Origin of the sequence: Tenacibaculum amylolyticum (assembly GCF_964511145.1) — a bacterium.
GTDB lineage: Bacteria > Bacteroidota > Bacteroidia > Flavobacteriales > Flavobacteriaceae > Polaribacter > Polaribacter amylolyticum.
This window is the reverse complement of the sequence record NZ_CAZEFZ010000016.1, coordinates 1-24,352: the sequence shown is the minus strand read 5'-3', so window position 1 is coordinate 24,352 and position 24,352 is coordinate 1. Positions and strand designations below refer to the sequence as shown.

The window sequence follows — 24,352 nt, the reverse complement described above, 5'->3', positions numbered from 1 at the left end:
AAACCATTTAGTAGCTACTAAATGGTTTTTACTTTAAAACACCTTTTAATTAAAATCTATAAATAAGAGAGAATGTCTTCTTGCACATTTTCTCCTTTATTTTTATTGTACCAAACTTGTAAATCTTCTTTTACTTTGGCATCTACTACTCCATTTGCTTCTTTATAGTCTGCAATCATTTTAGTAGCTATAGATGGTCTTGGTCCCCAAGTAAATAAGACATCATTGTTTTTATCTAATGCTATTAACTTAGGAATTGACCTTCCTCCATTTGTTAAAAAATTATCCATTAACTCTAGATTTTCGTCTCGTAAAACAAGTTTTAAATCTATATTAGGATTTTCTTCTGCTAGTTTATTGATTACTGGTAAGTTTTGCGCTGCATCTCCACACCATCCTTCAGTAAGTACCAACCATTTTTGTGGTTCTTTTACTTCTTTCAATTTCTCTACTGTTTCTCCTGTAAGTTTTGAAGTTTTATCTAAACGTTTCATTCGTCTATCATTCAAAAAACTGTATTTGAATAAGGCTTCTGACTGAGTATCACCTGTAGATTTATTTTCTGATAATAAATCAGCTACAAGAGTTCTATATTCTGAATATGAAATAGCTTTATCTAAGCTTTCTTCTATAATTTCTTTCATTGCTTCTTTGAGTTTCACATATACTGTGACGAAAAGAAATTTAAAATCTTACAAGCAAATTTATAAACACATCATTTTAGCTTGAATATTCTTTAACATCTCCTTAGTCATAGATGCTAAATCAAACTTATGTTTCCAGTTCCAATCTTCTCTAGCCTTATTATCGTCAATTATTTGTGGCCAGCTGTCTGCAATTTGTTGACGAAAATCTGGTTCATAAGAAATAGTGAAATCTGGTATATGTTTTTGAATTTCCTCAGTAATTTCTTTTGGAGTAAAACTCATTGCGGCTAAGTTATATGATGTACGAACATTTATTTTTTCTGCATCAACTTGCATTAATTGAATCGTAGCTTTTACAGCATCATTCATATACATCATTGGTAATTTTGTATCTTCTTTTAAGAAACACTCATATTTACCTTCTTCTATTGCCTTAAAATAAATATCTACGGCATAATCTGTTGTTCCCCCACCTGGTTTTGTTTTCCAACTAATAATCCCTGGATATCTCAAACTTCTTACATCTACTCCAAATCTTTCGTGATAATAATTACACCAATGCTCTCCTGAAACCTTACTAATTCCATATACTGTAGAAGGCTCCATTACTGTTTGTTGTGGTGTATCAACTTTTGGAGAAGTAGCCCCAAAAACTGCTATCGAGCTTGGCCAATAAACTTGTTTAATATGTTTTTCCCTTGCTAATTCTAATATAACTAACAATGAATTCATATTTAATTCCCAAGCTTTTTGCGGTAGTTTTTCAGCTGTAGCCGAAAGCATAGCTGCCATTAAATATACTTGTGTAATATTATATTTTTGAATTACTTCTAAGATACTATCCCTATCCGTAGCATCTAAAATTTCAAAAGGTCCTGCATTTATAAACTCATCATTCCCTTCTCTAATATCTGAAGCTACAACATTATTATGTCCGTAGATCTCTCTCAATTCTTGCGTTAACTCTGTTCCGATTTGCCCACACGCTCCAAGTACTAAAATAACCTCTCTCATTTCTATATCTTTAATTTTAGGGTTTAGCAAAGTTAATAATTTTAAGAATTCGTAATAATGTTTTGTTATTTTTTAACTTATAATAAAACTACTACAACAACAAACTGATTTGTAACCTTTAACTTTATCTTCTTAATTATACATGAACAAAAAATGTATTTTTGTTTTTCTATTTTTATATATTATGATTCGGCAAATAAGTTTTTTCTTTATTATTATAAGTTTATTAAGTTGTAAAAAAACAATTCAAACTTCTTATAAAGAGCAAAAAAAAACAGGAATGAACTTACCTGTTACTCATAAAAAGTTCAAAGATTTTTCAGAGCTTTCAAAAAACAAAATGGCCGAATGGAAAGAATACAATGAGTTAAATGAATTCATGCAACGCTTTTATAATATTTCTCCAAATGATGCTTTGAACATGGCTTCAGAGTTAAATGGATTAATAAAAAACTTAATTAATAGTACTAAAAATGAAGATTTACAAAAGAGTGCATTAATCGCCAGAGTAAATGTATTACAAAATGAAGCTTTACGATTAAAGGACATGACGTTAATCCCAGCTATCAAACCTAAAGAAGTGAACAGTCAAGTTGATAAAATCTTACTTATTTTTAGTAGCTACAATGAAAAAGTAAACACTATTTTTAGTAAAAAGAAATTTGATGAAGAAATCGATTTAGAATTACTTTTTAAAGATATTGATAGCATTTCCCAATAAAATCCTCAGCAAAACACCTCTTTTTTTACCTTATCCTAAAATTTTAACATTTTAACCACCTCCGTATCAACAAATAGGACAAAAGTTATAAAAAACTTTCATTACTTTTGCTAAAATTTTATCATTATATGAAACAAATTTACATAATTGTACTATTATTTGCATTTTCTACTACTTTTGGTCAGGTAGTAAAAGGCGCACCATGGGATATGGGAGATGTACAACGTAGAGGTACAAAACCTACGTTAGAGGAAATGGCTAAGCATGCAGAAGACTACTTCAAAACAATTGATAGAAATAAAAAAGGTAGCGGTTTCAAACCTTTTAAAAGGTGGGAATATCATTGGTCTAATTATTTAAAACCAGACGGAACTATTGCTCCAGTTCAAGATTTGTGGAGTGCTTGGGAACAAAAAAAAGCATTAGGTCAAAGATCTGCTAGCCAAAGAATGGATAATAGTGATTGGAAACCTTTAGGACCATACACTAACTCTAACACATATAGCGCTAATAATCTTAAACAAACTGGACAAGGACGTGTTAATGCTATTGCTGTAGATCCTAATAACTCTAATACGTATTACATAGGCGCACCAGCTGGTGGTATTTGGAAATCTACTGATGCTGGTTTAAACTGGACTCCTTTAACTGATCACTTACCACAAATAGGAGTTTCTGGTATTGCTATTAATCCAGATAATTCCAACGAAATTTATATTGCTACTGGAGATGATGATGCAAATGATTCTCCTACAGTTGGTGTTTGGAAAACTACTGATGGAGGTACCACTTGGAATAATACAGGCAACATTCCTGGATCTCCAACTTCCATGAATGAAATTTACTTTGACCCTAATAATACTAATACCTTATTGGTAGCTACAAGTACTGGTGTTCAAAAAACGACGAATGGCGGTACAAGTTGGACAACTAAATTAGCAGGGAATATTATTGATATAAAAATGAAACCTGGTGATGCAAACATATGGTATGCTGTTTCTCGTGATACATTTTACAAATCTACAGATGGCGGAGAATCTTTTAATGAAGTTGCTCTTCCTGGATTAGGTACTTCAGGAAGATTAACTATGGATGTAACTATTGCTGATCCTGATTATGTATATGTAGTAAGTGCAGCTGGTAATTTTGCTTTTAATGGCATCTATAAATCTACGAATAGTGGAACATCTTTTACCAAAACAGCAGAAACTGATGATATTTTTAATAGCACACAAGCTTGGTTTGATTTAGCATTAACTGTATCTGATAAAAACGCTGACATAATTTATGTTGGAGTATTAGACATCTGGAAATCAATTAATGGAGGAGATTCATTCACCAAAATCAATCAATGGTTTAATCCAAACACTCCAACTTATACACATGCAGACATTCATTTTTTACGCTTTATAGATGGTAAATTTTTTGCTGGTACAGACGGGGGTATTTTTGTTTCTACAGATGAAGCTCGTTCATTCACCGACTTAACTAAAAATTTAGCTATTAGTCAGTTTTACAGAATTTCTGTATCTCAACAAAAACCAAATATTATTGCAGGAGGGCTGCAAGATAATGGTGGTTTTGGATATGATGGTAAAGACTGGAGAAATTACCATGGAGGTGATGGTATGGAAGGACAAGTAGATCCTAATAATTTTAAAGTTTTCTATGGCTTTACACAATTTGGTGGTAGTTTAACAAGAAGTAGTAATAGTGGACAATCAACATCACTTCGTGTAGGAGCTCCAGCTGAAGAAACAGATTCTGAAAATAATGATTCTGGCGGTGAATGGATAACTCCAATGACCATAAATAAAGAAGGTGAGCTATATGCTGGATATAGTCAAATATATAGACTAAATGGTAATGCTTGGACAAAAATATCTAACCATAACTTTGGAGGTGATGATATAGATGTATTAGCTATCGATCCAAACAATAGCGATATTATGTATGTTGGTCAAGGTATACGCTTATTTAGAAGTATAGACAGAGGGCAAACTTTTTCTGACATAACCTTTAATCAAGGTCAAATAAGATCCATTGTTCCTCATCCCACTGAAGATGGGGCTATATGGGTAGTTACTCCAGGGGCTGTAACTAAATTATCTAATCTATCTGCTTTTTTCCCAACAAGTGAGACAATAGGCACAAATACTCCTACTGAAGGATTAACAACTTTAAAATCACATCAAAGAAGTGGTAAAAATACTCTTTATCTTGGAACAAACTTAGGTGTATACTTCATTAACGATGAACTAACTGAATGGCAAACTTTTGACAACAACTTACCTAACGTACAGGTAAGAGATTTAGATATAAATGAAGAAGATTCTAAATTATATGTTGCTACATACGGTAGAGGTATTTTTTCAACAGACATACCTAGACAATTGCCTCCAAGCGATGTGCGTTTAATCTCTATCAATGATATTGTAGAAGGAACTATATTATGTGGAAATGATTTAGCACCTGAAATCACAATTAGAAACCAAGGCGCGCAACCTTTAACCAGTGTTACCATAAATTATAATATAGATGGTGGTGCAAATCAAGTATATAATTGGAATGGAAACATTGCTTCTGAAACAGAAGCAAGTATTACTTTACCTGTTATATCTTCTTCAAAAGGAGAGCACATTCTAAATATAGAAAGCACTACTGCTAGCGATGAATATAGTAGTAATAATAAAGGATCAATTAATTTCGCTATTAACGAAAGTAGTACTTCTCCAACTACTGAAAACACTTTTGAAAATGATAGTGATCAGTTATTAACAATTACAACTAATTCCCCAATGTGGACTATAATTTCTTCTGCAAAAACAGAATTAAACATACCTTCTGGAAGCAGAGCTTATAGTACTACTGCAGGCGAATACCCAACAAACACTACTGGTTATTTATACACAAACTGCTATAATTTATCGGAAATCATAAACCCTACCTTAAGGTTTAATATGGGGTTTGACATTGAATTAAACTGGGACTACATGGTAGTAGAATACTCTACAAACCAAGGAACTAATTGGGAAATATTAGGTTCTGCAACTGATCCTAATTGGTACAATAGTGATGCAACCACTGACGCTACAAACAGATCTACTTTACCCGGTAAACAATGGACAGGTGCAGGAGATGCTAATGGACCTGATGGGCAACCAAATGCAACTATTAAAGAATATAGTCATGATTTAGCTGCTTTAGCTAATGAAACTAGTGTTATTTTTAGATTCAGATTCTTATCAGATGCTAACACTGTTGGTGAAGGAGCTGTTATTGACAATCTAGTTATTTCTGGAGTATTATCTACTAACGATGAAACATTCTTAAAAGGTATAGCAATATACCCTAACCCTTCAGAAAGTATTTTTAACATTAACAGAAATACTTCTGACCAATTAACTGTTAAAGTATTTGACTTAGCAGGAAAACAAATATATTTTGATAAAAATATTACCGACACTAATTACACTATTGATTTAAGCGCTTACGCAAAAGGAATTTATGTTTTAAACATGGTTTCTGACGGTAAAACTGCTACACGAAAATTAATCTTGAAATAAGCTTTAAGTAAAACACTATAAAAAAGCTCTTGCAAATAAATGCAAGAGCTTTTTCATTTTATCATTATTTTTCATTTACTCAAAAAGATCATTAATCACCTGATAAATTAAATTAGTTTCATACCCCCTATAATTCAAATAACTATATAATTTTCTCTTTTTCTCAAGTTCTCTTTCTTTAGTAAATGAATTATATTTCTTTTCAGTAATTGTATATAACACTTCCATATACTCATCTGCATCTATTTCTTCTAGTCCTTTCTTTACATTGTATTCAGATATATCTCTAATTTTTAACTCCCTAACAATTCTATGTCTTCCCCATTTTTTAATCTTAAACTTACCTCTTGCAAAACTTTTAGCAAAACGCTCTTCATTTAAAAAGTTTTCTTGTAATAAATGCAATAGAATCATATCTCTTGCTTCTGGAATTAAATTATATTCATTAAGTTTTTGCTCAACTTCTTTATGACACCTATCCTGATACACACAGTATCTTTCTAATTTCCTTTTTATTTCTTCTATAGAAAAAACAGCTTTCTTCATTTTCATACTAAAATATAAAAGAGTCAAAAGTATAACTTTTGACTCTTTTAATATTAATTTATATTTTGTCTTAACGATTAGCTTCCAATTTCAGCTATTTCATCTATTAAAACCTCTTCTTCTTTATGATTAACTCCTTTTATCCACATCTTGAACTTAGTTACCAAATAGAATAAAATAGGTACTACAATTAATGTTAAGAATGTAGCAATTAATAATCCATAAATAACTGTTTTAGCTAAAGGTCCCCAGAAAATTACGTTATCTCCCCCAATATATATATGTGGATTCAACTCACTTACTAAGGTAAAAAAGTTAATATTGATACCCCAAGCTAACGGAACCAATCCTAAGATTGTTGTAATTGCTGTTAATAATACAGGACGCAAACGTGCTTTTCCTCCATTAATAATTGCTTCATTAAGAGAGTTTATATCTACAAAATCATCTTCTCCTAAATCTAGTTTTGCTTTCTTACGATCTATTAACAATTGTGTATAATCTAATAGTACTACTCCATTATTTACCACGACTCCGGCCAGCGAGATAATCCCCATCATTGTCATCATAATAACAAACGGTGCACCAGACATTACAATTCCCCCAAATACTCCAATTAAACTTAAGAAAATCGCTAACATAATGATCGCTGGTTTCGAAATAGAATTGAACTGGAAAATTAAAATCAAGAAAATAAGTCCTAACCCTGAGAAGAATGCTCCCATTAGGAATGCCATTTGCTTATTTTGCTCTTCAATTTGCCCTGTATAATCTATTTTCACACCTTTAGGTAAACCTGTAAAAGACTTCATTTCATTTTGAATCTTACTTACAATAGCACCTGCATCTGTATAACCTGGTGCTAAAGCAGAATACACCGTAACTACTCTTTTTACATTTTTATGTTTAATTGCACTAAACCCTGACGTATTTCTCTTTCTTGCTACAGTAGAAACTGGTATTGCCTTTACCTGCCCTGTAGCCATATCTCTAAAAGTAATTGCTTGATTAAAGATAGCGTTGGTGTTGTATCGCTCATCTTTTTCAAAACGCACATAGATATCATAATCCTCTCCATCTTCTTTATATACACCTGCTTTTGCTCCAAATATAGAGTTACGTAACTGTTGTCCTACTTGGGATGCACTTACTCCTAATTCACCAGCTTTCTCACGATCTACATCAATTAACATAGTAGGTTTAGATTTATTTACATCTACCTTCAATTCAGCAATTCCAGGAATTGATTTAGTATTGATGAAGTCACGCATTTTTTCAGCAGTTACAATTAACTCCTCATAATCCTTACCTTCAAGTTCGATATTAATAGGATAACCAGCTGGTGGACCTACAGGATCTTTTTCTACAGAAATAGACAATCCTGGATAAATCCCTTCTAACGCTTCTGTTACTTTCTTTTTAAGCTCTTTACTATCTGCTCCTCTACGGTATTTATACTCTCTCATAGAAGCTACAATTTTACCTCTATGTGGCATTTCAGCTACAGAACCTCCATCTGTTTGTGGGTTTCCTGAACCTGCTCCAACTTGTGCAATTGAACTTTCAACTAAAAAGTTATAATCTCCATCTGTATACGACTCTTCATTTAAAACCTTAGTTACTCTCGCCTCTAAGTTTTTCATGATAGCATTCGTTTTTTCAATATCTGTTCCTTGAGGATACTCTACATATACAACAATCTGGTTTGGAGTATTATCTGGAAAGAATTCAACTTTAGTACGTTGACTTGCTACAGACCCTCCAAATCCCATAAACGCAAATATCAATAGGAAAACAGTTGTAATACTAATTACATATGGTCTCCATCCTTTTAAGGAAGCACGAATCATTCGTTCATAAAAACGCTCCCAACGTGGTAATACTCTATTTTGGAAACCATTTGCTAATGGACGTAACACATAACGATAAATCCAGAAGTTTACAGCTGCAAATACCATTAAAGTTCCTAAAGGTCTTATAGAACCTCCAAAAATAATGACTAAGATTCCTAGAACTCCTAAAATTACAGTCATTCGTATTAATCTTTTCATTGGCATATTCTTATCCTCTGTACTCATAAATTGAGATACCATTACTGAGTTAAAGAAAATTGCCACAAATAATGATGATCCTAACACCACAGATAAAGTTACAGGGAAATAAATCATAAACTGTCCCATAACTCCTGGCCACATTCCTAATGGAATAAAGGCCGCTACAGTAGTTGCTGTTGAAATGATAATTGGGAAAGCAATTTCACCAATTCCTTTCTTAGCTGCTTCTAATCGAGACATTCCTTCTTCATCCATTAAACGATAGACGTTTTCTACAACCACAATACCATTATCTACAAGCATACCAAGCCCCATAATCAATCCAAAAAGGATCATGGTATTCATTGTATATCCCATAGCATTCAATATCATTAACGACATGAACATAGACATTGGAATGGCAAAACCTACGAATAAGGCATTTTTAAACCCTAAGAAGAACATTAAAACAGTAACTACTAATATTACTCCGAAAATAATGTTGTTTACTAAATCATCTACCTGACCAATTGTTTTTGAAGACTGATCATTTGCAATGGTAACTTTTAAATTCGTAGGAAATACATTTTCTTTCGCCTCCTCTACAAGTTCTTGAATCTTCTCTGCTGCCGCTACCATGTTCTTACCTGTACGCTTTTTAACATCAAGCATAACCACAGGTTCTCCAAACTCACGAGCATACGTAGTTTTATCTTTATCTTTAAAAGTAATTGTAGCAATATCTTTTAAATACACAGGATTACCTCGCTCAACTTTAACAACAAAATCTTTTAAATCTTGAGGATTATCTACTTCTCCTAAAACTCGTAATGTACGACGTTGACCACTTGCAATAATATTACCAGCAGACATCGTAACATTTCCTCCTTGAATAGATTGAATAACATCGTTAAAACTAACTTTAGCCGCCATCATTTTATAGATATCTACAGCTACTTCAACCTCTTTATCCTCAGCACCACGAATATCAGCTTTCTTAATTTCTGGTAAATCCTCAATTTCATCTTGTAAATATTCTGCAAAATCTTTCAGTTTATCTACCGTATAATCTCCAGAAATATTAATATTTAAAATTGGTGTTTCTTCAGAAATATTTAATTCAAATACATTAGGCTCTACTTTTGCTCCGTTAAAGGTTGGCCAATCTTCACCCGAAACCTCTTCGTCGATTTCATCTTTAACCTTTTGCTTGGCTTCTTCTATCGTAATATTCTCATCAAACTCAATAACAATCATTGAAACATCTTCTTGTGATGTTGATGTTATTTTTGTCATATTACTTACCGTTTTCAGTTTATCTTCTAACGGATTGGTAATTAACTTTTCTACATCCTCGGCTGTATTTCCTGGGAAGACAGAACTTACATAAATCTTAGTGTCTTTTATTTCTGGAAAGTTCTCACGCGGCATTTTTAAAAATGCAGAAATTCCAGCATATAAAATAATCACCATCATTACATAAATGGTCGTCTTATTATTAATTGCCCAAGAGGATAAGCCGAACTCTTTATCTATTTTTTTCTTTTGCTCGTTCATCTACCTTATTTTTTAGCTGTTGAACTCAACTTAGTTGATGGTGCTTCTAAAATTTCTACTTGTTGTCCGTTGTTAACACTTCTTGCTCCTTCATCTACAATTTTCATCCCGTTCTTTAAACCTGTTAACACTTCAACTTCATCTCCTTGAGTTTTACCAGTTGTAATAATGATTTGTTTTGCTATATCTTTTTTGTCTTTATCTTCAACAATATATACATATTGCTCTCCTTTAGCATTTTCAGAAATAATACTTTGCGGTATTAAGATTGCATCTGGATTTGTATAATCGTTGATTTTAAGTTTTGCAGTTAAATTAGGCTTGATACTTCTATCTTTATTAGGAACTCCAACTTCTACTTTAAAAGTTCTGTTTGCTGGATTGATAAAGTTTCCTGCCTGACGCACTTTAGATTCTAATGTTTTTCCTAAAATTGGAAAATCAACTTCTACTTGCTTCCCTTTCTTTATAGAGCTAATGTAACTTTCTGGCACCTCTGTTTCAATATACATATCACCTAAGTTTACAATTCTAAAAACTTCAGCTCCTGGTCCTGGTGCTACTACTGTACCTTGTTCTTTAATTACATCATCTACAATCCCAGTAAAAGGTGCTCTAATTGTATATTTAGCAATCCCTTTACGTAAATTATCTACCGCGTTCTTTTGTGTTTCATAATTTGTTTTCGCTTGCAAAAATTGAATTTCAGAACCTATTTTTTGATCCCATAATCTTTTTTGACGCTCGTAAGTTGTTTTAGCTAATGCAGCACTTGCTTCTAATTGTGCTAATTGATTAGACATCCCTGCATCGTCTATAAGTGCTAAAGCCTGGCCTTTCCCTACTTTTTGCCCTTCTTTAACGTATACTTTTATTAATTGCCCTGGAACTTCAGGATATACTAATACATTCTTTTTAGTTTGCACACTTCCTTGTAATTCTAAATAATGTATAAACTTTTGTCTTTTCGCCTCAATTGTAGTAATTAAAGGCACTTTTTTATTAGTATCTAACTTCGCAATTGCCTTATCTAAAGCTTTTATTTCCTCTGAAATTGCTTGGTTCTTTGTACTTAACTCATCTTTTTTAGCTCTTAATGCAGCTAAATCATTAGAAGCTAAAACTGCTTCTGTAGATTGTTCTTTATTTCCACAAGAAAACAAAAGAACTGAAGTTACCGTTACTATGAATATCTTTCTCATCGAGTTGATTATTTTATTGGTATGTTTAATGCTGTTTCTAATTGTGCTTTTTTCGCGATTACGTTTAACATTGATTGTACGTAACCGTTCTGTTGCGTATAAAGTTGGTTTTGTGCTTGAGATAGATCAAAACTTGAAGAAAGTCCTTCAAAAAACTTCACACGCTGCTTCTTTTCTATTCTTTCTGCTAATTTTAAATTCTTTGTAGCAGTTTCATAGTTTTCTATACTTAACTGGTATTCACTCTTTGCCCTTTGTGTTTGTAAATTCAGTTTTTGTGTGGTTTCTCTTAATCTAATTTCTGAGTTTTCTAATTCAATTTTAGCTTGGGCTGTTTTCGCCTTTCTTCCAAAACTACTGAAAATAGGTACGTTTAACGACACTCCCAAAAGTGAGTAATCAAACCATTGTTGCTCACTATCGAAAAATGTAAAACTATCTGAGTTTGCATTTGCCCCATAATTAATGAATGCAGAAAGTGAAGGTAATGCTTTACTTTTTTCTAATTTAACTAAAAGCTCTTGCGCTCTTTTGTTATTTGATGCTATCCTATAATCTATATGATTTTCCAAATCAAACGCTTCAGACAACAATTGTAAATCTGTATTTTGAAGCACTAAGCCCTCTAAAGTATCAGACAATTCAAGTTTCTTATTAATATCTGTACCTAATGCTAAGTTTAACATTTGGTAAGCGATATCTTTTAACCTTTTTGTATTGTTAATGTTATTCTCTAGATTCCCTAATGTAATTTGCAGTTGCTCTACATTTTCTTCTTCTGTTAATCCGTTTTCAAAAATCTTTTGTGTTTCGCTTAAATTTTTCGACAATACTTCTTTATTCTTCTCAAGGATTTCTAAAGATTTTTCAGCTACAAGTACATTTCCATAGGCATTTACAACAGCTTGTCTAGTTGCTAATTCTGTCTTTTCTTTCGCTTGCTCAGAAATTTTCAAATATGTTTTTGCTGATTGTAACCCTACTAAATAAGAACCATCAAAGATTAACTGATTTAAGGTAACCGATGCATTTACACTTTGTTTAGTTCCAAAAGCTAATGGAATAAATCCGTCTGGTGGAGTTGGCGATCCATTAGGTGTTAATCCAAAGAAATCCTCTACTGTTTGAATTACCGAAGCTCTATTATCAAAAGCTGCTGCAGGTAATAATGAAATTTGCTGCTTTAACCAGTATTGATAATCTACCTTACCATTAATCTGCGGTAAACCAATGGTAGTTGTTTCCCACTTTCTTTCCTTAGCTGCCTCTATATTTTTAGCTGCAACTTTGTTATCGTAGTTATTTTTAATTGCATAATCAATGGCATCTTGCATTGATAATTGCAATACTTTTTCCTGAGCTTGTGGAATGCCCATAGAAAAGAATACAAATACACTGAAAATGTATTTCCTCATTATTGCTTGTTTTGATTAATTATGTTTAATTGTTTTTCTAGCTCTTTTAATCCTTTTTCTGTAGCTATTGCTCGTATATGATATTCTAAAACCTCATATTCTACTTCCAATAATTCCTTCATGTCTTTTGAAAACAACTCACTATCAAAAAGACCAAATATCAATGTAAAATAGAAGTTCATGATTAACTTAATATCAATATCTTTTCTATACAAACCTTGTTGAATACCTTTCTCTAAATTATCGCAATTACATTCCTCAAACATGCATGCTTCTCTATCCATCAACCTATTATAGGTTTCAGGATAATATTTTTTCATTTGATACATTGGAGAGTCCTTTGCATTTTTAAACATCTCATTAAAAGTTGCCTTAATTGCAAATTCTTCCTCTATTGCGTTATAATTTTTATTTTTTATAGATATAATAGAGTCTTCAATTTCATTATGTACAGTGTCTGTACAAGCATCAACCAATGAAGCTTTATTTGAAAAGTACTTATATAATGTTTTTTTAGATATTCCAAGTTCCCTGGCAATATCATCCATTGTAACACTCTTAAAACCAAGAGTTAAAAACATCTTACCCGATTTCGCTAATATCTTATCTCTCATAATTCTGGGCAAAGATACACACGGAAACTTTAGAAACAAAAAAAGTTTCCTGAGTTTTAATGATTTTTTAACATTGAAGGTATTTAATAGTTAGATTTCATTTATTTTTACACAAAAATTACATTTTGGATTTATCTAAATATCAACAATCATTTTTATCGTATTTACAAGACCAAGATTTTAAGAGGGAACCTAAAAACTTGTACGAACCCATAGATTATATATTACAATTAGGAGGAAAAAGGTTGCGACCAATTCTTACCTTAATTGCATGCGATATTTTTTCTTCTGAATACACCAAAGCTCTTCCTGCAGCCATGGCAGTAGAAACTTTTCATAATTTCACATTGGTACATGACGACATTATGGATGATGCTCCTTTGAGAAGAGGAAAGGAAACTGTTCATGAAAAATGGGACATAAATACTGGAATTCTTTCTGGAGATGCCATGTTAATTTTAGCGTATCAATATTTTGAAAACTACAAACCAGAGGTTTTTCAGAAGCTTGCAAAGCTTTTTAGTAAAACCGCTTTAGAAGTTTGTGATGGTCAACAACTAGATGTTGATTTTGAAACTAGAAATGATGTTACCATAAACGAGTACATTCATATGATTACTCTTAAGACATCTGTTCTTGTAGGTGCTGCGTTAAAAATGGGAGCTATTGTTGCTGAAGTTGAAGAATCTCAAGCTGATCTCTTATACGATTTTGGACTTAATTTAGGAATTGCTTTTCAGTTACAAGATGATTACTTAGACACTTTTGGAAACCCAGAAACGTTTGGTAAACAAATTGGAGGTGATATTATAGAAAATAAAAAGACATTCCTTTATTTACAATCTCTTGCTTCTGCTACTTCAGAAGACAAAGAGAAATTACAGTTTTTCTACAATCAAAAATTAGAGGAAAACACTGAAAAGGTACTAGAGGTTACTAAAATATTTGAACGTAATAATATTCCTGAGTTAACTCAGAATTTAATTCAAGAGTACACTACAAAATCTTTTGATTTTTTAAACGCTTTAAACATCTCTGAGGAAGCTAAAAAAAGCTTAATTAGCTTTGGAGAAAATTTGATGTACAGAAAAGTTTAAAAAAAGTATTGTAGTTTCAAAAAAGTTTTTATTTTTGCAATCCATTTTGCTGGTCCTATAGCTCAGTTGGTTAGAGCACCTGACTCATAATCAGGGGGTCCATGGTTCGAGCCCATGTGGGACCACCAGTAAAATCAAGCCTTACAGAAATGTAAGGCTTTTCTTTTGCTCTAATTTCTCACCTTTTTTTCTATTATCTATTCATTAAACAATAACACTTAGCAATCTTTAATAATAAGCAAATAGCAAATTCTTCATTTCTCTTAAAATAAAGTAGTTATTATTTAAGTTACTAATAATAGTTGTTCCCTGATTAATGTTAAAATTTAAAAACTTGTAAAATCTTAACGCTCACACTGTATTTAGTGTAGTTTATAAACTTTAACATTAAATTTAATTTAAAAAAACATATATTTGGATTAATTACAATCAATCAAATCAAAGCCCGTCCTCCTATGAAAAACCCACTATTCATGATAGTGCAGAGGTTGCTGTCAAAAAATAAAATTGTCCATGATAAGAAAGAGCTTGCCTTTCAAATTCAAAGCCATCCTTCTTATCCTAGTTTACATGCAATCACTGGTGTATTAGATCATTTTAACATTGAAAACATAGCTGCTGAAGTTCCTACTGATGTACAAACTCTACATCAATTACCAGATACTTTTATAGCCCAAGTTAATACAGATAAAGGCACCGATCTAGTTACAGCCTCTAAGGTTCCTAACAAACCTGCTTACACTATCTTTTCGAATGCAAAAAAAGATGAAAAAATTTCTGAGTCTGAGTTTTTACAACGGTTTACTGGAATTATAGTGGCTGTTGAAAAACCAGAACACCAACAAGCTAATAGAGACTCCTCTGGAATAACAAACATTACACTTCTTACTGTTGCTGCTATTATAACTGCAGTGCTTTTGGCACCAAAAATTGGGAGTATTAATATCCCATATTTAATACTATCTATTATTGGAGTCATCGCAAGTTATAGTATCTTAAAACAAGAATTAGGAGAAAGCACAGTTATTGGTGAAGCTTTCTGTTCTGGAAATAACGATAAAAAAGATTGCGATGCTGTTTTAAGCTCAAAAGGTGCTGAACTAATTAAAGGTCATAAATTAAGTGATTTAAGCATTATCTATTTTACAGGATTAACTGTTGCTTCTTTCATAACAACCAGCTTTAACCCATTATACATTATTAGTTTTTTAGCGCTGCCTATTACTATTTATTCTATTTATTATCAGTATAGAATTGTAAAATCATGGTGTACGTTGTGTTTAACAATTGTAGGAGTTTTATGGCTCCAAGCTGGTTTTGCCTTTCTAAACACAGAAAGCATAGCAAGTTTAATTACTATCAATATTGAAAGTTATTTAATTACCGTTTTAAGTTTCTTAGCTGTGTATATTGGCTGGAGATATATAAAGCCTTTAGTGAAAGACGTTGTAGATCTAAAGAAAGAAAAAATTGAGTTTGTTAAGTTTAAAAGAAACTTTAATTTATTTAATACTCTTTTACAAAAATCTCCAAAGCTAGCTACTAAAATAGAGGCTTCTAAAGAAATCGTTTTAGGAAATAAAGACGCTGCATTAGAATTGGTTGTTATTACGAATCCATTTTGTGGACATTGTAGACCAGTTCATAAAATTATTGAAGAAGTCCTCGAAAAATATAATCAACTTGTAAAGGTTACTACTAGATTCAATGTTCCAACAGATCATCCAGATTCTAACGGAGTAGTTGTAGCCAATAAATTGATAGAATTGTATAATGAAGAAGGTCAGGAAACTTGCTTAAAAGCAATGCATGAAATTTACGGTGATGTAGATTACGATACTTGGCTTGCCAAATGGGGCAAAAGCAAGAATTTTGACAACTACTTAACCGTACTAACAGACGAAAAGACATGGTGTAATAACAACGGAATTAATTTTACTCCAGAGATTCTAGTAAATGGCCGATCTTTTCCTAAAGAGTACAACAGAACTGATTTAATTTTCTTTATTGAAGATTTAGAAGAAAATTGCAAAGATATCCCACAACATTCGGAATTATAAAAGACAAGCAAAGTCACTTTCGTGACTTTGCTTTTTTTGAACAATATTCTCTCGCGAAGAATAGACACACTCGGTGAGTGTCTTAAAATGTTCGCCGCAAATGTAGTTTTAATATTTCAATTATGAAAAAAACAATTTTAAGCTTAGGCACAAGTCTAACTAAAAAACAACAACTGCAAGTTAATGGCGGCAATTTTAGATGTGTTGACTCTAATAAAGCATGCAGAGGAAATCATGAATGTCCTAAATTTCAAGGCTGTTTTTTAGAATTATCAGGAGATGCTTTTTGTAAATGTTTATAAAAACCACCTATAACACTTCTAAGCAAAGATTTAAAAACTCTATACTTTTCTTTTATTATTTGAGTAAACTCAATCTTAAGAAAAAGTATTATTAAAGAAATACATTATAATTTGAGAAAATTTCCACATTATAAACAGACAGAAGCTAAAGATTGCGGACCAACGTGTATTAAAATAATTGCCAAACATTATGGTAAAACAATAAACACGCAGCAATTACGAAAACTTAGTGAAACTACTCGTGAAGGAAGTAGTTTATTAGGTCTTAGTGAAGCAATAGAATCTATTGGTTTTAAATCGCTTGGAATTAAGCTAGCATATAATAAATTTCTTGAAGCACCGCTTCCATGTATTGTACACTGGAATAAAAACCACTATGTTGTTGTTTATAAGATAAAGAAAGACACTGTTTATATTTCAGACCCAGCTCACGGATTGATCACTTTCACTAAAAAAGAGTTTATCAAACACTGGATAGGAAATAATGCAGATGAAAATACAGAGGAAGGAATTGCATTACTAGTAGAACCAACTCCAAAGTTTTATTCAGAAGAGTTTGAAGAGGATGAAAAATTTGGTTTTTCTTTCATTTTTAAATACTTGTTTAAGTACAAAAAATTTGTAATACAACTAATTATTGGATTACTTGCAGGAAGTGTATTACAAGTAATATTGCCTTTCCTAACTCAGAGTATTGTAGATGTGGGAATTGAGAATCAGGATTTACATTTTGTCTACCTCATCTTATTTGCACAACTGTTTTTATTTATTGGAAAAGCCTCACTGGAAATTATACGAAGCTGGATTTTACTTCATTTAAGTACCAGAATTAATATTTCTCTAATCTCAGACTTCTTTATCAAATTAATGAAACTTCCTATCTCCTATTTCGACGTTCGGATGACAGGAGATTTGCTACAACGAATTAATGACCACAAAAGAATTGAAAGAATACTGACAACCTCCTCCTTAACAGTATTATTCTCCTTTGTTAACCTAATTATCTTTAGTTTAGTTTTAGGGTATTATAGCATACAAATCTTTGGTGTATTTGTCTTAGGAAGTGTTCTTTATTTTGCTTGGGTATTATTCTTCTTCAAAAAACGTAAAGAACTAGATTACAAACGATTTTCTGAAGTAAGCCAAGAACAAAGTAAGGTAATTGAGTTAATTAACGGAATGCAGGAAATTAAACTGCATAATGCAGAGCGAAGAATGCGTTGGAACTGGGAATACGTACAAGCACGTTTATTTAAAGTCGCTACTAAAAGCTTAGCTTTAGAACAAACACAAAGTGTAGGTTCTAACTTTATTAATGAGCTTAAAAACATGTTTATTACCATACTTTCTGCAAAATTGGTTATCGATGGACAAATTACCTTAGGTATGATGATGGCCATTAGCTATATTGTCGGACAATTGAACGGGCCTATTACACAGCTTATTAATTTCTTAAGAGATTTACAAGACGCTCAAATTTCCCTAGACAGATTGGGAGAAATTCACAATATGGAAGATGAAGAAAATCCAGATGATGAAAAAGTAGTGAATATACCAACAAATAACGCTATCGAATTAAACAATATTTCCTTTAGATATACAGGAGGTTTAGACCCCGTAATAAAAAACTTAACTCTAGAAATTCCTGCCAATAAAACTACTGCAATTGTAGGCGTTAGTGGAAGTGGAAAAACAACACTTATGAAATTACTCCTTGGGTTTTATCAAGTAGACTCTGGAGAAATAAAAATAGGCAACTTTAATTTTAAAAATGTATCTCAAAAAGAATGGCGTAAGAACTGCGGTGTTGTTATGCAAGAAGGATATATTTTTAACGACACTATTGCTAAAAATATTGCTGTTGGAGAAGATTATGTAGATAAAGACAAGTTAGTTCATGCCATAGACGTAGCTAATATTGGAGATTATATTGAAGGATTACCTCTAGGATATAATACCAAAATAGGTAGCGAAGGTAATGGACTAAGTACTGGGCAGAAGCAACGTATGCTCATTGCGAGATCTGTATATAAAAATCCAAAATTCTTATTCTTTGACGAAGCTACTTCTGCTTTAGATGCGAACAATGAAAAAGTAATTATGGAAAAATTAAACACTTTCTTTGCTGACAAAACTGCTGTTGTAATTGCACACAGGTTAAGTACAGTAAAAAACGCTCATCAAATTGTGGTATTAGACAACGGAAAAGTAGCAGAGAAAGGTACTCACGAAGAGCTTATCAAATTAAAAGGAAGCTACTATCACCTAGTCAAAAATCAATTAGAACTAGGAAATTAAATAAAACTACATTTTTAAATCTTTTAATATTCAAAAATGTAAATAACCAATCATTAAATTATATAAATTATGAAAAAAGCAATTTTAAATCTAGGAAAAAAATTAAACAAAATAGACCAACAACAAATTAATGGAGGTTTTGGTAATAATTGCCCAACTATAGATTTTATATGTGATGAACTAACCAATACAGGATGCTGTGATTACGAATTCATAAATAATAAGTGCATCTTAGTTTGTGATGGCAAACCAGTGAACTAATAATATTTCTTGTGAAACATAGACACAAACTCTGAGTGTCTTTAAATATTCAAGAGCTTAATCAATTTAAATCTCATTAAAATGAAAAAATCAATTTTAAATCTAGGAATTCCCTTAACTAAAGCAACGCAAAAGAACGTTTTTGGAGGTATAAAAAAAATTGGTCCTATAGATCCTTTTCCATGTGAATTACCTGTATTAGCTCCACCACCTCCAGGATGTGACTGGGTTAGCACTGGGCCTTGTACCTACAAATTAGTTTGTGACAATATTGATATTTTAATGTAACACATTTCATTAATCATTACCTCAGTATACAACAGTATTAAAAATATTTTTCGCGAAGAATAGACACAAGCCTTGAGTGTCTTTAAATGTTCAAGGATTTAATCAATTTAAACCTCATTAAAATGAAAAAATCAATTTTAAACCTCGGAAAAAATTTAACTAAACAGCAACAACAATCTATAAGTGGAGGCTATATCCCTACACTTTATCAATTTTGTTGTACTAGAACCCAAGGCTTTTGGATTAGTCAATATCCATTTTTAGGAAACGACCCATATTATACTTGTCCTCATAACATTTGTTCTAATAGAATAGATGATTTTTAATCGTGAGTAAATTTATTAGCTTAGGAAAAATTAAATAAAACAGATCAAAAGAAACAACTCCAAAAGCAGAGTTTTCTTTTTACAATACGGATAGTGACTGTCCTAGCTGTGACAACATAAATTGTCCGTTAATTCTGTTAGCAACTATACATGTATATTTAATATTTGTATAGGAAATTGTTAACCAAAATAATTAAAAAACATTTTTATAATGAAAAAAAATATTGCAAACTTAGGTAGTCTTTTAACTAAAGAAAGCCAACAAAAAATAAATGGCGGTGGCTTTCCAAGACCAGGTTGTTATCCATACCCTACAACCGATGTAGATTGTATTAGTCCTTGGATTTATGTTTCTGGATGCGGATACACATGTATGATAGCTCCAACAGGACCTTAATCAATAATAGAACTATGAAAACACAAATTTCTTATCATAACATAGTAACAATTCTAAAAAACAAAGAACATCTATTATACAGTGTTTCGATATATTGACATCGTTTACGTAATTTAGATATTGCTTTAAAATGAATAGAGATTTAAAATAAACATTAATAATCACAGAGAGGAGACAACTCTCTCCTCTCTTTATTTTTAATTAAATGCCACAGAATACTCAAGACATAGAAATCAGAAGTGAAGAAGTACAGGAAATACTTAGCAAAGTTCCTAACTGGATGATTCGTTATGGAAATACGTTAATTTTCATACTAATCCTTATGTTATTATTCATTTCTTGGTTTGTAAAATATCCAGACGTTATATCTTCTCAAGTTATGGTAACTACCTCTATTCCACCTGAGAAAATATATGCAAAATCTGCTGGGCAATTTGAAGTGTTTTTGGCTAACGAAGGGGAGATTGTTGAAAAAGGCCAAGTACTTGCCGTAATTGAAAATAGTGCTGCTTATAAAGATGTATTGCTTCTAAAAAGTATTGTAGACACTATTGAAATCACCAATTATGATCGTCCTTTTTCATTTCCTATCGATAAATTACCTCCTCTTAGGCTAGGGGATATAACTAATAGTTATGCCCAATTCGAAAATGATTATTCAGAGTACGAATTAAATAGAGAATTAACCCCTTTTAAATCTGAATCTTTTGCAAATCAAATGTCTGTTATTGAAGCAAAAAGCAGATTACAAATTTTACTTACTCAACAAAAACTAAGTAAAAAAGAACTTGAATATAAACAGATAGATTTAGACCGTAGTAGAAAAATGTTTGAACAAGGTGTTATTTCTGCTAAAGAAAAAGGATTAAAAGAAGTTGAGTTCTTGCAATCCGAAAGAGCTTACCAAACACTTCAATCATCTATTTCTCAAACACGTGAATTGATTAGTAACTCTGCTAAAAACTTAGAAGGCACTTCAATTAAGAAAACGCAAAATGATATTCGACTTAGAAAAAAAACAATCCAATCTTTTTTATCTTTAGAGAAAGCAATAAAAGATTGGGAAAAAATGTATGCTTTAATTTCATCTATTAATGGAAAGCTATCATTTTTATCTTACTGGAGTAAAAATCAAACTGTAAAGAATGGTGATTTAATTTTCACTATAATTCCTAGCAAAAGCGAATCTTTTATTGGGAAAATTAAAGCCCCAATTGCAAATTCAGGAAAAATAGAAGTAGGGCAAAAAGTCCATATTAAATTATTAAACTATCCTCCTGATGAATTCGGAAAATTAAATGGATCTGTCAAATCTATTTCACTAATTCCAGATCAGGAAGGGAACTATCTTATTGATGTAGCACTTCCTAAAAAACTAAAAACCACTTATGGAAAAGACATCGAATTTAGACAAGAAATGCAGGGAACTGCAGATATTATAACTGAAGACCTTAGACTTATTGAACGTTTCTTCTATCAATTGAAGAACGTAATAAGATAATAAATATACACTCGCGAAGAACAGACAGTAACCTTGAATGTCTCAAAATACTCAAGGATTTAATTAATTTAAATCTTTTATAATCATGAAAAAAACAATCTTAAGATTAGGAACTACAATTAATAAATCTAAACTTCAAAAAATTGTAGGAGGTAACCTTAACACTTGCATACAATGCTACGATTCTTGTGTAGCTAATTCAAAAGACAGAATAGCATTAGGTATTTGTTTCGATGAATGTCAAGCAAATTATTGTTAAGAACGAAAACTTCGGTATTAGTTTATTTTTAAATTAGAAACAGTACATATTTTACTGTATAAGCGTTTTGTGTGAATTCTTTTTTCACAAAGTGATCTAAACAAACACAATGCATTCTTATACACCATGAATAAATACGTGTATGTATTGCAGCAATCTCTATTTATTATTTCTAATATTTAATACAATTTCTAATACAGAAACAACCTGTTCTTTATCAAAAAAATGTATCTAAACATTATATATAACAACTATTTATCTCGCGAAAAATAGACACAAACCTTGAGTGTCGTTAAATGTTCAAGGGGTTAATGTATTTAAATCATTCTAATATGAAAAAGTCAATCTTAAAGTTAGGTAACACCTTAAACAAAAAAACGCAACAACAAATTAATGGAGGACTCTCTATTATAAAAAGTTGCTTTGGAACAGCAACACTACCTCCAAGTAATATTGCTATTAATGGAAATGGGTATTCTCCAGCTTGTGTAGGAAACGAAGGAAAATGTACTATTAACGGACATGCTGCTTCGTGTAATAACGACGGTACTTTTTGGTATTACTAACCGTTTACACAAGCTCTTAAGAATTAATTCTTAAGAGCTTGTTATTTTATAAAAATTGTCATTATATGTAAAAACTAGACATAGTTCTTGAATGTCTTTAAATCTTCAAGAATATTATTAACCTAAACCTTTATAAAATGAAAAAAGCAATTTTAAACTTAGGAAAAGTTCTAAATAAAGCAGAACAAAAAAAATTAATGGAGAATTTGGAGGATGTGATATCGCCCCAATAGGATGTCCATGTATTGTTCCTCAATTCCATCCTTGTTTAGGCGGTGGAAGTGATGGAGGAACTCCTTCTATGGGTGTTTGTTTCTCTCCTTTTGGAGGAACCTATTCAGTTCCTTGTAATAGTATATGTAATGATGGAACTCAACCTATATGTTAACTAAACATCTATCATGTTATGAAGAAAGCAATTTTAAACTTAGGAAAAATTCTAAATAGAACAGAGCAAAGAAATATTAACGGTAGTTTCTATGATGATAACTATGGTGTTTGTACAAGTAAATTTGGTCTTGAATGTGGAGTTCCTCTTCACATTTGTTGTAATTACCTATGTGTCTTACCCAGTCATGCAGCTTGTGGTTTTTAATCTATCATAAAACTTTTCAAAAAACAGACATAACCCTTGAGTGTCTATAATTGTTCAAGGAAATCATTTAATTAAAATCTTATTAAAATGAAAAAATCAATTTCAAACCTCGGAAAAGCTTTAAACAGAGCTGAGCAAAAACAAATTAATGGTGGGGCTAACTGCCCTACATATCCAGCAAATGAATGTACTGCATGTGGTGGCTACCCACTACCTAATGGTTGCTGTTTAGGAACTGTTCAAACACATGTATGTTTAGGAGGAATTCCTCCTATTGAGCCTTAAACTAGAGTAAGCTTTTAAAAGCTGAGTAAAAACAGGTTCTTTTATTATTTATATTATAATCTATAAAAGAACCTGTATTTAAATCAAAATAACTAAAAGCTAAACAGTACTAAAAATGGGGTCATAACCACATAATATTAAAAACTTCGCGAAGAATAGACACAAACCTTGAGTGTCTCAAAATGATCAAGGGTTTTATCAAATTTAATCACACTAAAGATGAAAAAATCAATTTTAAACTTAGGAAAAGCTTTAAAAAAAGCTGAGCAAACAGAAATTGTTGGAGGAATCAACTTAGTTCCAATTAAAGTAAAACTATGTTCTGAAGTATGCCCTACGGCAACAAGTAGAATTAAATGCGGACCACCACATTGTCCTGGTCAATGCGATGGGCGTGGTGGATGGGTAAATTATTAATTTATCCAAAACAATATATATGGGGAGCATTACGCTCCTCATTTCAATAACTTTTATACTATTTAAAATCACCCGAAATGGGTGATTTTTCACTTATTTATGTGTTTGCTTTTTAGGTATTTAGGTTTTAAAGGGTAAGAATTCGGGTAAAAGTGGAGTTTTTTTATGTTTTTTTAGAAAAAACTTTTACACAAATATAAATTAAATGTAATTAAACTGTTTTTAAATCTAAAATTAGGTTAGAGAATGCAATCCTTTGCAATTTCTTGCGTTTGTTTGCGTAACGCAATAGAAAAACGCAAAATACATTTTCAATCTCATATTTCTAAAAAAAGTATTAATTTAGTGGCTCATATACCCCCGAAATATATGAACACTAAATCAG

Annotated in this window: 23 protein-coding genes and 1 tRNA gene; 17 read left to right on the top strand and 7 right to left on the bottom strand. The window is 31.5% G+C overall.

The genetic code is table 11. The annotated features are described in order from the left end of the window. Positions 1-56: 56 nt before the first annotated feature. Together ACKTTC_RS06420 and ACKTTC_RS06415 are read right to left on the bottom strand one after the other, a co-directional pair. The gene (locus ACKTTC_RS06420) at positions 57-644 is read right to left on the bottom strand and encodes a thioredoxin family protein (RefSeq protein ID WP_408038975.1); all 588 of its coding nucleotides are present in this window, start codon (positions 642-644) and stop codon (positions 57-59) included. A 60-nt stretch (positions 645-704) separates the two neighbouring features. Continuing rightward, positions 705-1,661, bottom strand: a complete 957-nt coding sequence (locus ACKTTC_RS06415; protein ID WP_408039054.1) for an NAD-dependent epimerase/dehydratase family protein — start codon at positions 1,659-1,661, stop codon at positions 705-707. Between the two features lie 184 nt (positions 1,662-1,845). On the opposite strand from ACKTTC_RS06415, the gene ACKTTC_RS06410 reads away from it, so the two are divergent. Both ACKTTC_RS06410 and ACKTTC_RS06405 read left to right on the top strand, forming a co-directional pair. Continuing rightward, positions 1,846-2,382, top strand: coding sequence for a hypothetical protein (locus ACKTTC_RS06410; protein WP_408038974.1), 537 nt, complete (start codon positions 1,846-1,848; stop codon positions 2,380-2,382). 128 nt (positions 2,383-2,510) lie between these two features. Next, the gene (locus ACKTTC_RS06405; protein ID WP_408038973.1) at positions 2,511-5,948 is read left to right on the top strand and encodes a T9SS type A sorting domain-containing protein; all 3,438 of its coding nucleotides are present in this window, start codon (positions 2,511-2,513) and stop codon (positions 5,946-5,948) included. A gap of 75 nt (positions 5,949-6,023) precedes the next feature. On the opposite strand, the gene ACKTTC_RS06400 is transcribed toward ACKTTC_RS06405, so the two are convergent. From ACKTTC_RS06400 to ACKTTC_RS06380, 5 genes are all read right to left on the bottom strand, one after another. Then, positions 6,024-6,500, bottom strand: coding sequence for a regulatory protein RecX (locus ACKTTC_RS06400; protein ID WP_408038972.1), 477 nt, complete (start codon positions 6,498-6,500; stop codon positions 6,024-6,026). Between the two features lie 71 nt (positions 6,501-6,571). Beyond that, positions 6,572-10,084, bottom strand: coding sequence for an efflux RND transporter permease subunit (locus ACKTTC_RS06395; protein ID WP_408038971.1), 3,513 nt, complete (start codon positions 10,082-10,084; stop codon positions 6,572-6,574). A 5-nt stretch (positions 10,085-10,089) separates the two neighbouring features. Beyond that, complete coding sequence (locus tag ACKTTC_RS06390) at positions 10,090-11,286, bottom strand: efflux RND transporter periplasmic adaptor subunit (RefSeq protein WP_408038970.1); 1,197 nt, start codon at positions 11,284-11,286, stop codon at positions 10,090-10,092. Positions 11,287-11,294: 8 nt separating this feature from the next. Next, positions 11,295-12,701 carry a TolC family protein gene (locus ACKTTC_RS06385; protein ID WP_408038969.1) on the bottom strand — a complete coding sequence of 469 codons (1,407 nt, stop codon included), beginning with the start codon at positions 12,699-12,701 and terminating at the stop codon, positions 11,295-11,297. Continuing rightward, complete coding sequence (locus ACKTTC_RS06380) at positions 12,701-13,315, bottom strand: TetR/AcrR family transcriptional regulator (RefSeq protein ID WP_408038968.1); 615 nt, start codon at positions 13,313-13,315, stop codon at positions 12,701-12,703. Before ACKTTC_RS06380 ends, ACKTTC_RS06385 begins: the two co-directional genes overlap by 1 nt. Positions 13,316-13,440: 125 nt before the next feature. Between ACKTTC_RS06380 and ACKTTC_RS06375 the strand changes: the two genes are divergently transcribed. The 15 genes from ACKTTC_RS06375 to ACKTTC_RS06305 all read left to right on the top strand — a co-directional run bounded on the left by ACKTTC_RS06375 (position 13,441) and on the right by ACKTTC_RS06305 (position 23,967). Then, on the top strand, positions 13,441-14,412 hold the full coding sequence (locus tag ACKTTC_RS06375) for a polyprenyl synthetase family protein (protein WP_408038967.1): 972 nt from the start codon (positions 13,441-13,443) through the stop codon (positions 14,410-14,412). 51 nt (positions 14,413-14,463) lie between these two features. Next, positions 14,464-14,540, top strand: a tRNA-Ile gene (locus ACKTTC_RS06370). A 327-nt stretch (positions 14,541-14,867) separates the two neighbouring features. After that, positions 14,868-16,472, top strand: coding sequence for a vitamin K epoxide reductase family protein (locus tag ACKTTC_RS06365; RefSeq protein WP_408038966.1), 1,605 nt, complete (start codon positions 14,868-14,870; stop codon positions 16,470-16,472). Between the two features lie 122 nt (positions 16,473-16,594). Then, positions 16,595-16,774, top strand: coding sequence for a hypothetical protein (locus ACKTTC_RS06360; protein ID WP_408038965.1), 180 nt, complete (start codon positions 16,595-16,597; stop codon positions 16,772-16,774). Between the two features lie 111 nt (positions 16,775-16,885). Then, the gene (locus tag ACKTTC_RS06355; protein WP_408038964.1) at positions 16,886-19,072 is read left to right on the top strand and encodes a peptidase domain-containing ABC transporter; all 2,187 of its coding nucleotides are present in this window, start codon (positions 16,886-16,888) and stop codon (positions 19,070-19,072) included. Positions 19,073-19,141: 69 nt separating this feature from the next. Next, entirely contained in the window at positions 19,142-19,333 is a 192-nt protein-coding gene (locus ACKTTC_RS06350) for a hypothetical protein (RefSeq protein ID WP_408038963.1), read from the top strand. Between the two features lie 81 nt (positions 19,334-19,414). Further along, positions 19,415-19,621: a hypothetical protein gene (locus tag ACKTTC_RS06345; protein WP_408038962.1), complete on the top strand. Its 207-nt coding sequence runs from the start codon at positions 19,415-19,417 to the stop codon at positions 19,619-19,621. Between the two features lie 122 nt (positions 19,622-19,743). Further along, positions 19,744-19,947, top strand: a complete 204-nt coding sequence (locus ACKTTC_RS06340) for a hypothetical protein (RefSeq protein ID WP_408038961.1) — start codon at positions 19,744-19,746, stop codon at positions 19,945-19,947. A gap of 211 nt (positions 19,948-20,158) precedes the next feature. Continuing rightward, complete coding sequence (locus tag ACKTTC_RS06335; RefSeq protein ID WP_408038960.1) at positions 20,159-20,344, top strand: hypothetical protein; 186 nt, start codon at positions 20,159-20,161, stop codon at positions 20,342-20,344. Between the two features lie 205 nt (positions 20,345-20,549). Continuing rightward, positions 20,550-21,845 (top strand): HlyD family secretion protein, encoded by a 1,296-nt coding sequence (locus ACKTTC_RS06330; RefSeq protein ID WP_408038959.1) that lies wholly within the window; start codon positions 20,550-20,552, stop codon positions 21,843-21,845. 85 nt (positions 21,846-21,930) lie between these two features. Next, positions 21,931-22,104, top strand: a complete 174-nt coding sequence (locus ACKTTC_RS06325; RefSeq protein ID WP_408038958.1) for a hypothetical protein — start codon at positions 21,931-21,933, stop codon at positions 22,102-22,104. Positions 22,105-22,436: 332 nt separating this feature from the next. Then, positions 22,437-22,670 carry a hypothetical protein gene (locus ACKTTC_RS06320; RefSeq protein ID WP_408038957.1) on the top strand — a complete coding sequence of 78 codons (234 nt, stop codon included), beginning with the start codon at positions 22,437-22,439 and terminating at the stop codon, positions 22,668-22,670. 406 nt (positions 22,671-23,076) lie between these two features. Next, a complete protein-coding gene (locus tag ACKTTC_RS06315) occupies positions 23,077-23,265 on the top strand; it encodes a hypothetical protein (protein WP_408038956.1) in 189 nt (62 codons plus the stop codon). An 87-nt stretch (positions 23,266-23,352) separates the two neighbouring features. Then, positions 23,353-23,550: a hypothetical protein gene (locus ACKTTC_RS06310; protein ID WP_408038955.1), complete on the top strand. Its 198-nt coding sequence runs from the start codon at positions 23,353-23,355 to the stop codon at positions 23,548-23,550. A 219-nt stretch (positions 23,551-23,769) separates the two neighbouring features. After that, complete coding sequence (locus ACKTTC_RS06305) at positions 23,770-23,967, top strand: hypothetical protein (RefSeq protein ID WP_408038954.1); 198 nt, start codon at positions 23,770-23,772, stop codon at positions 23,965-23,967. Positions 23,968-24,352: the final 385 nt, after the last annotated feature.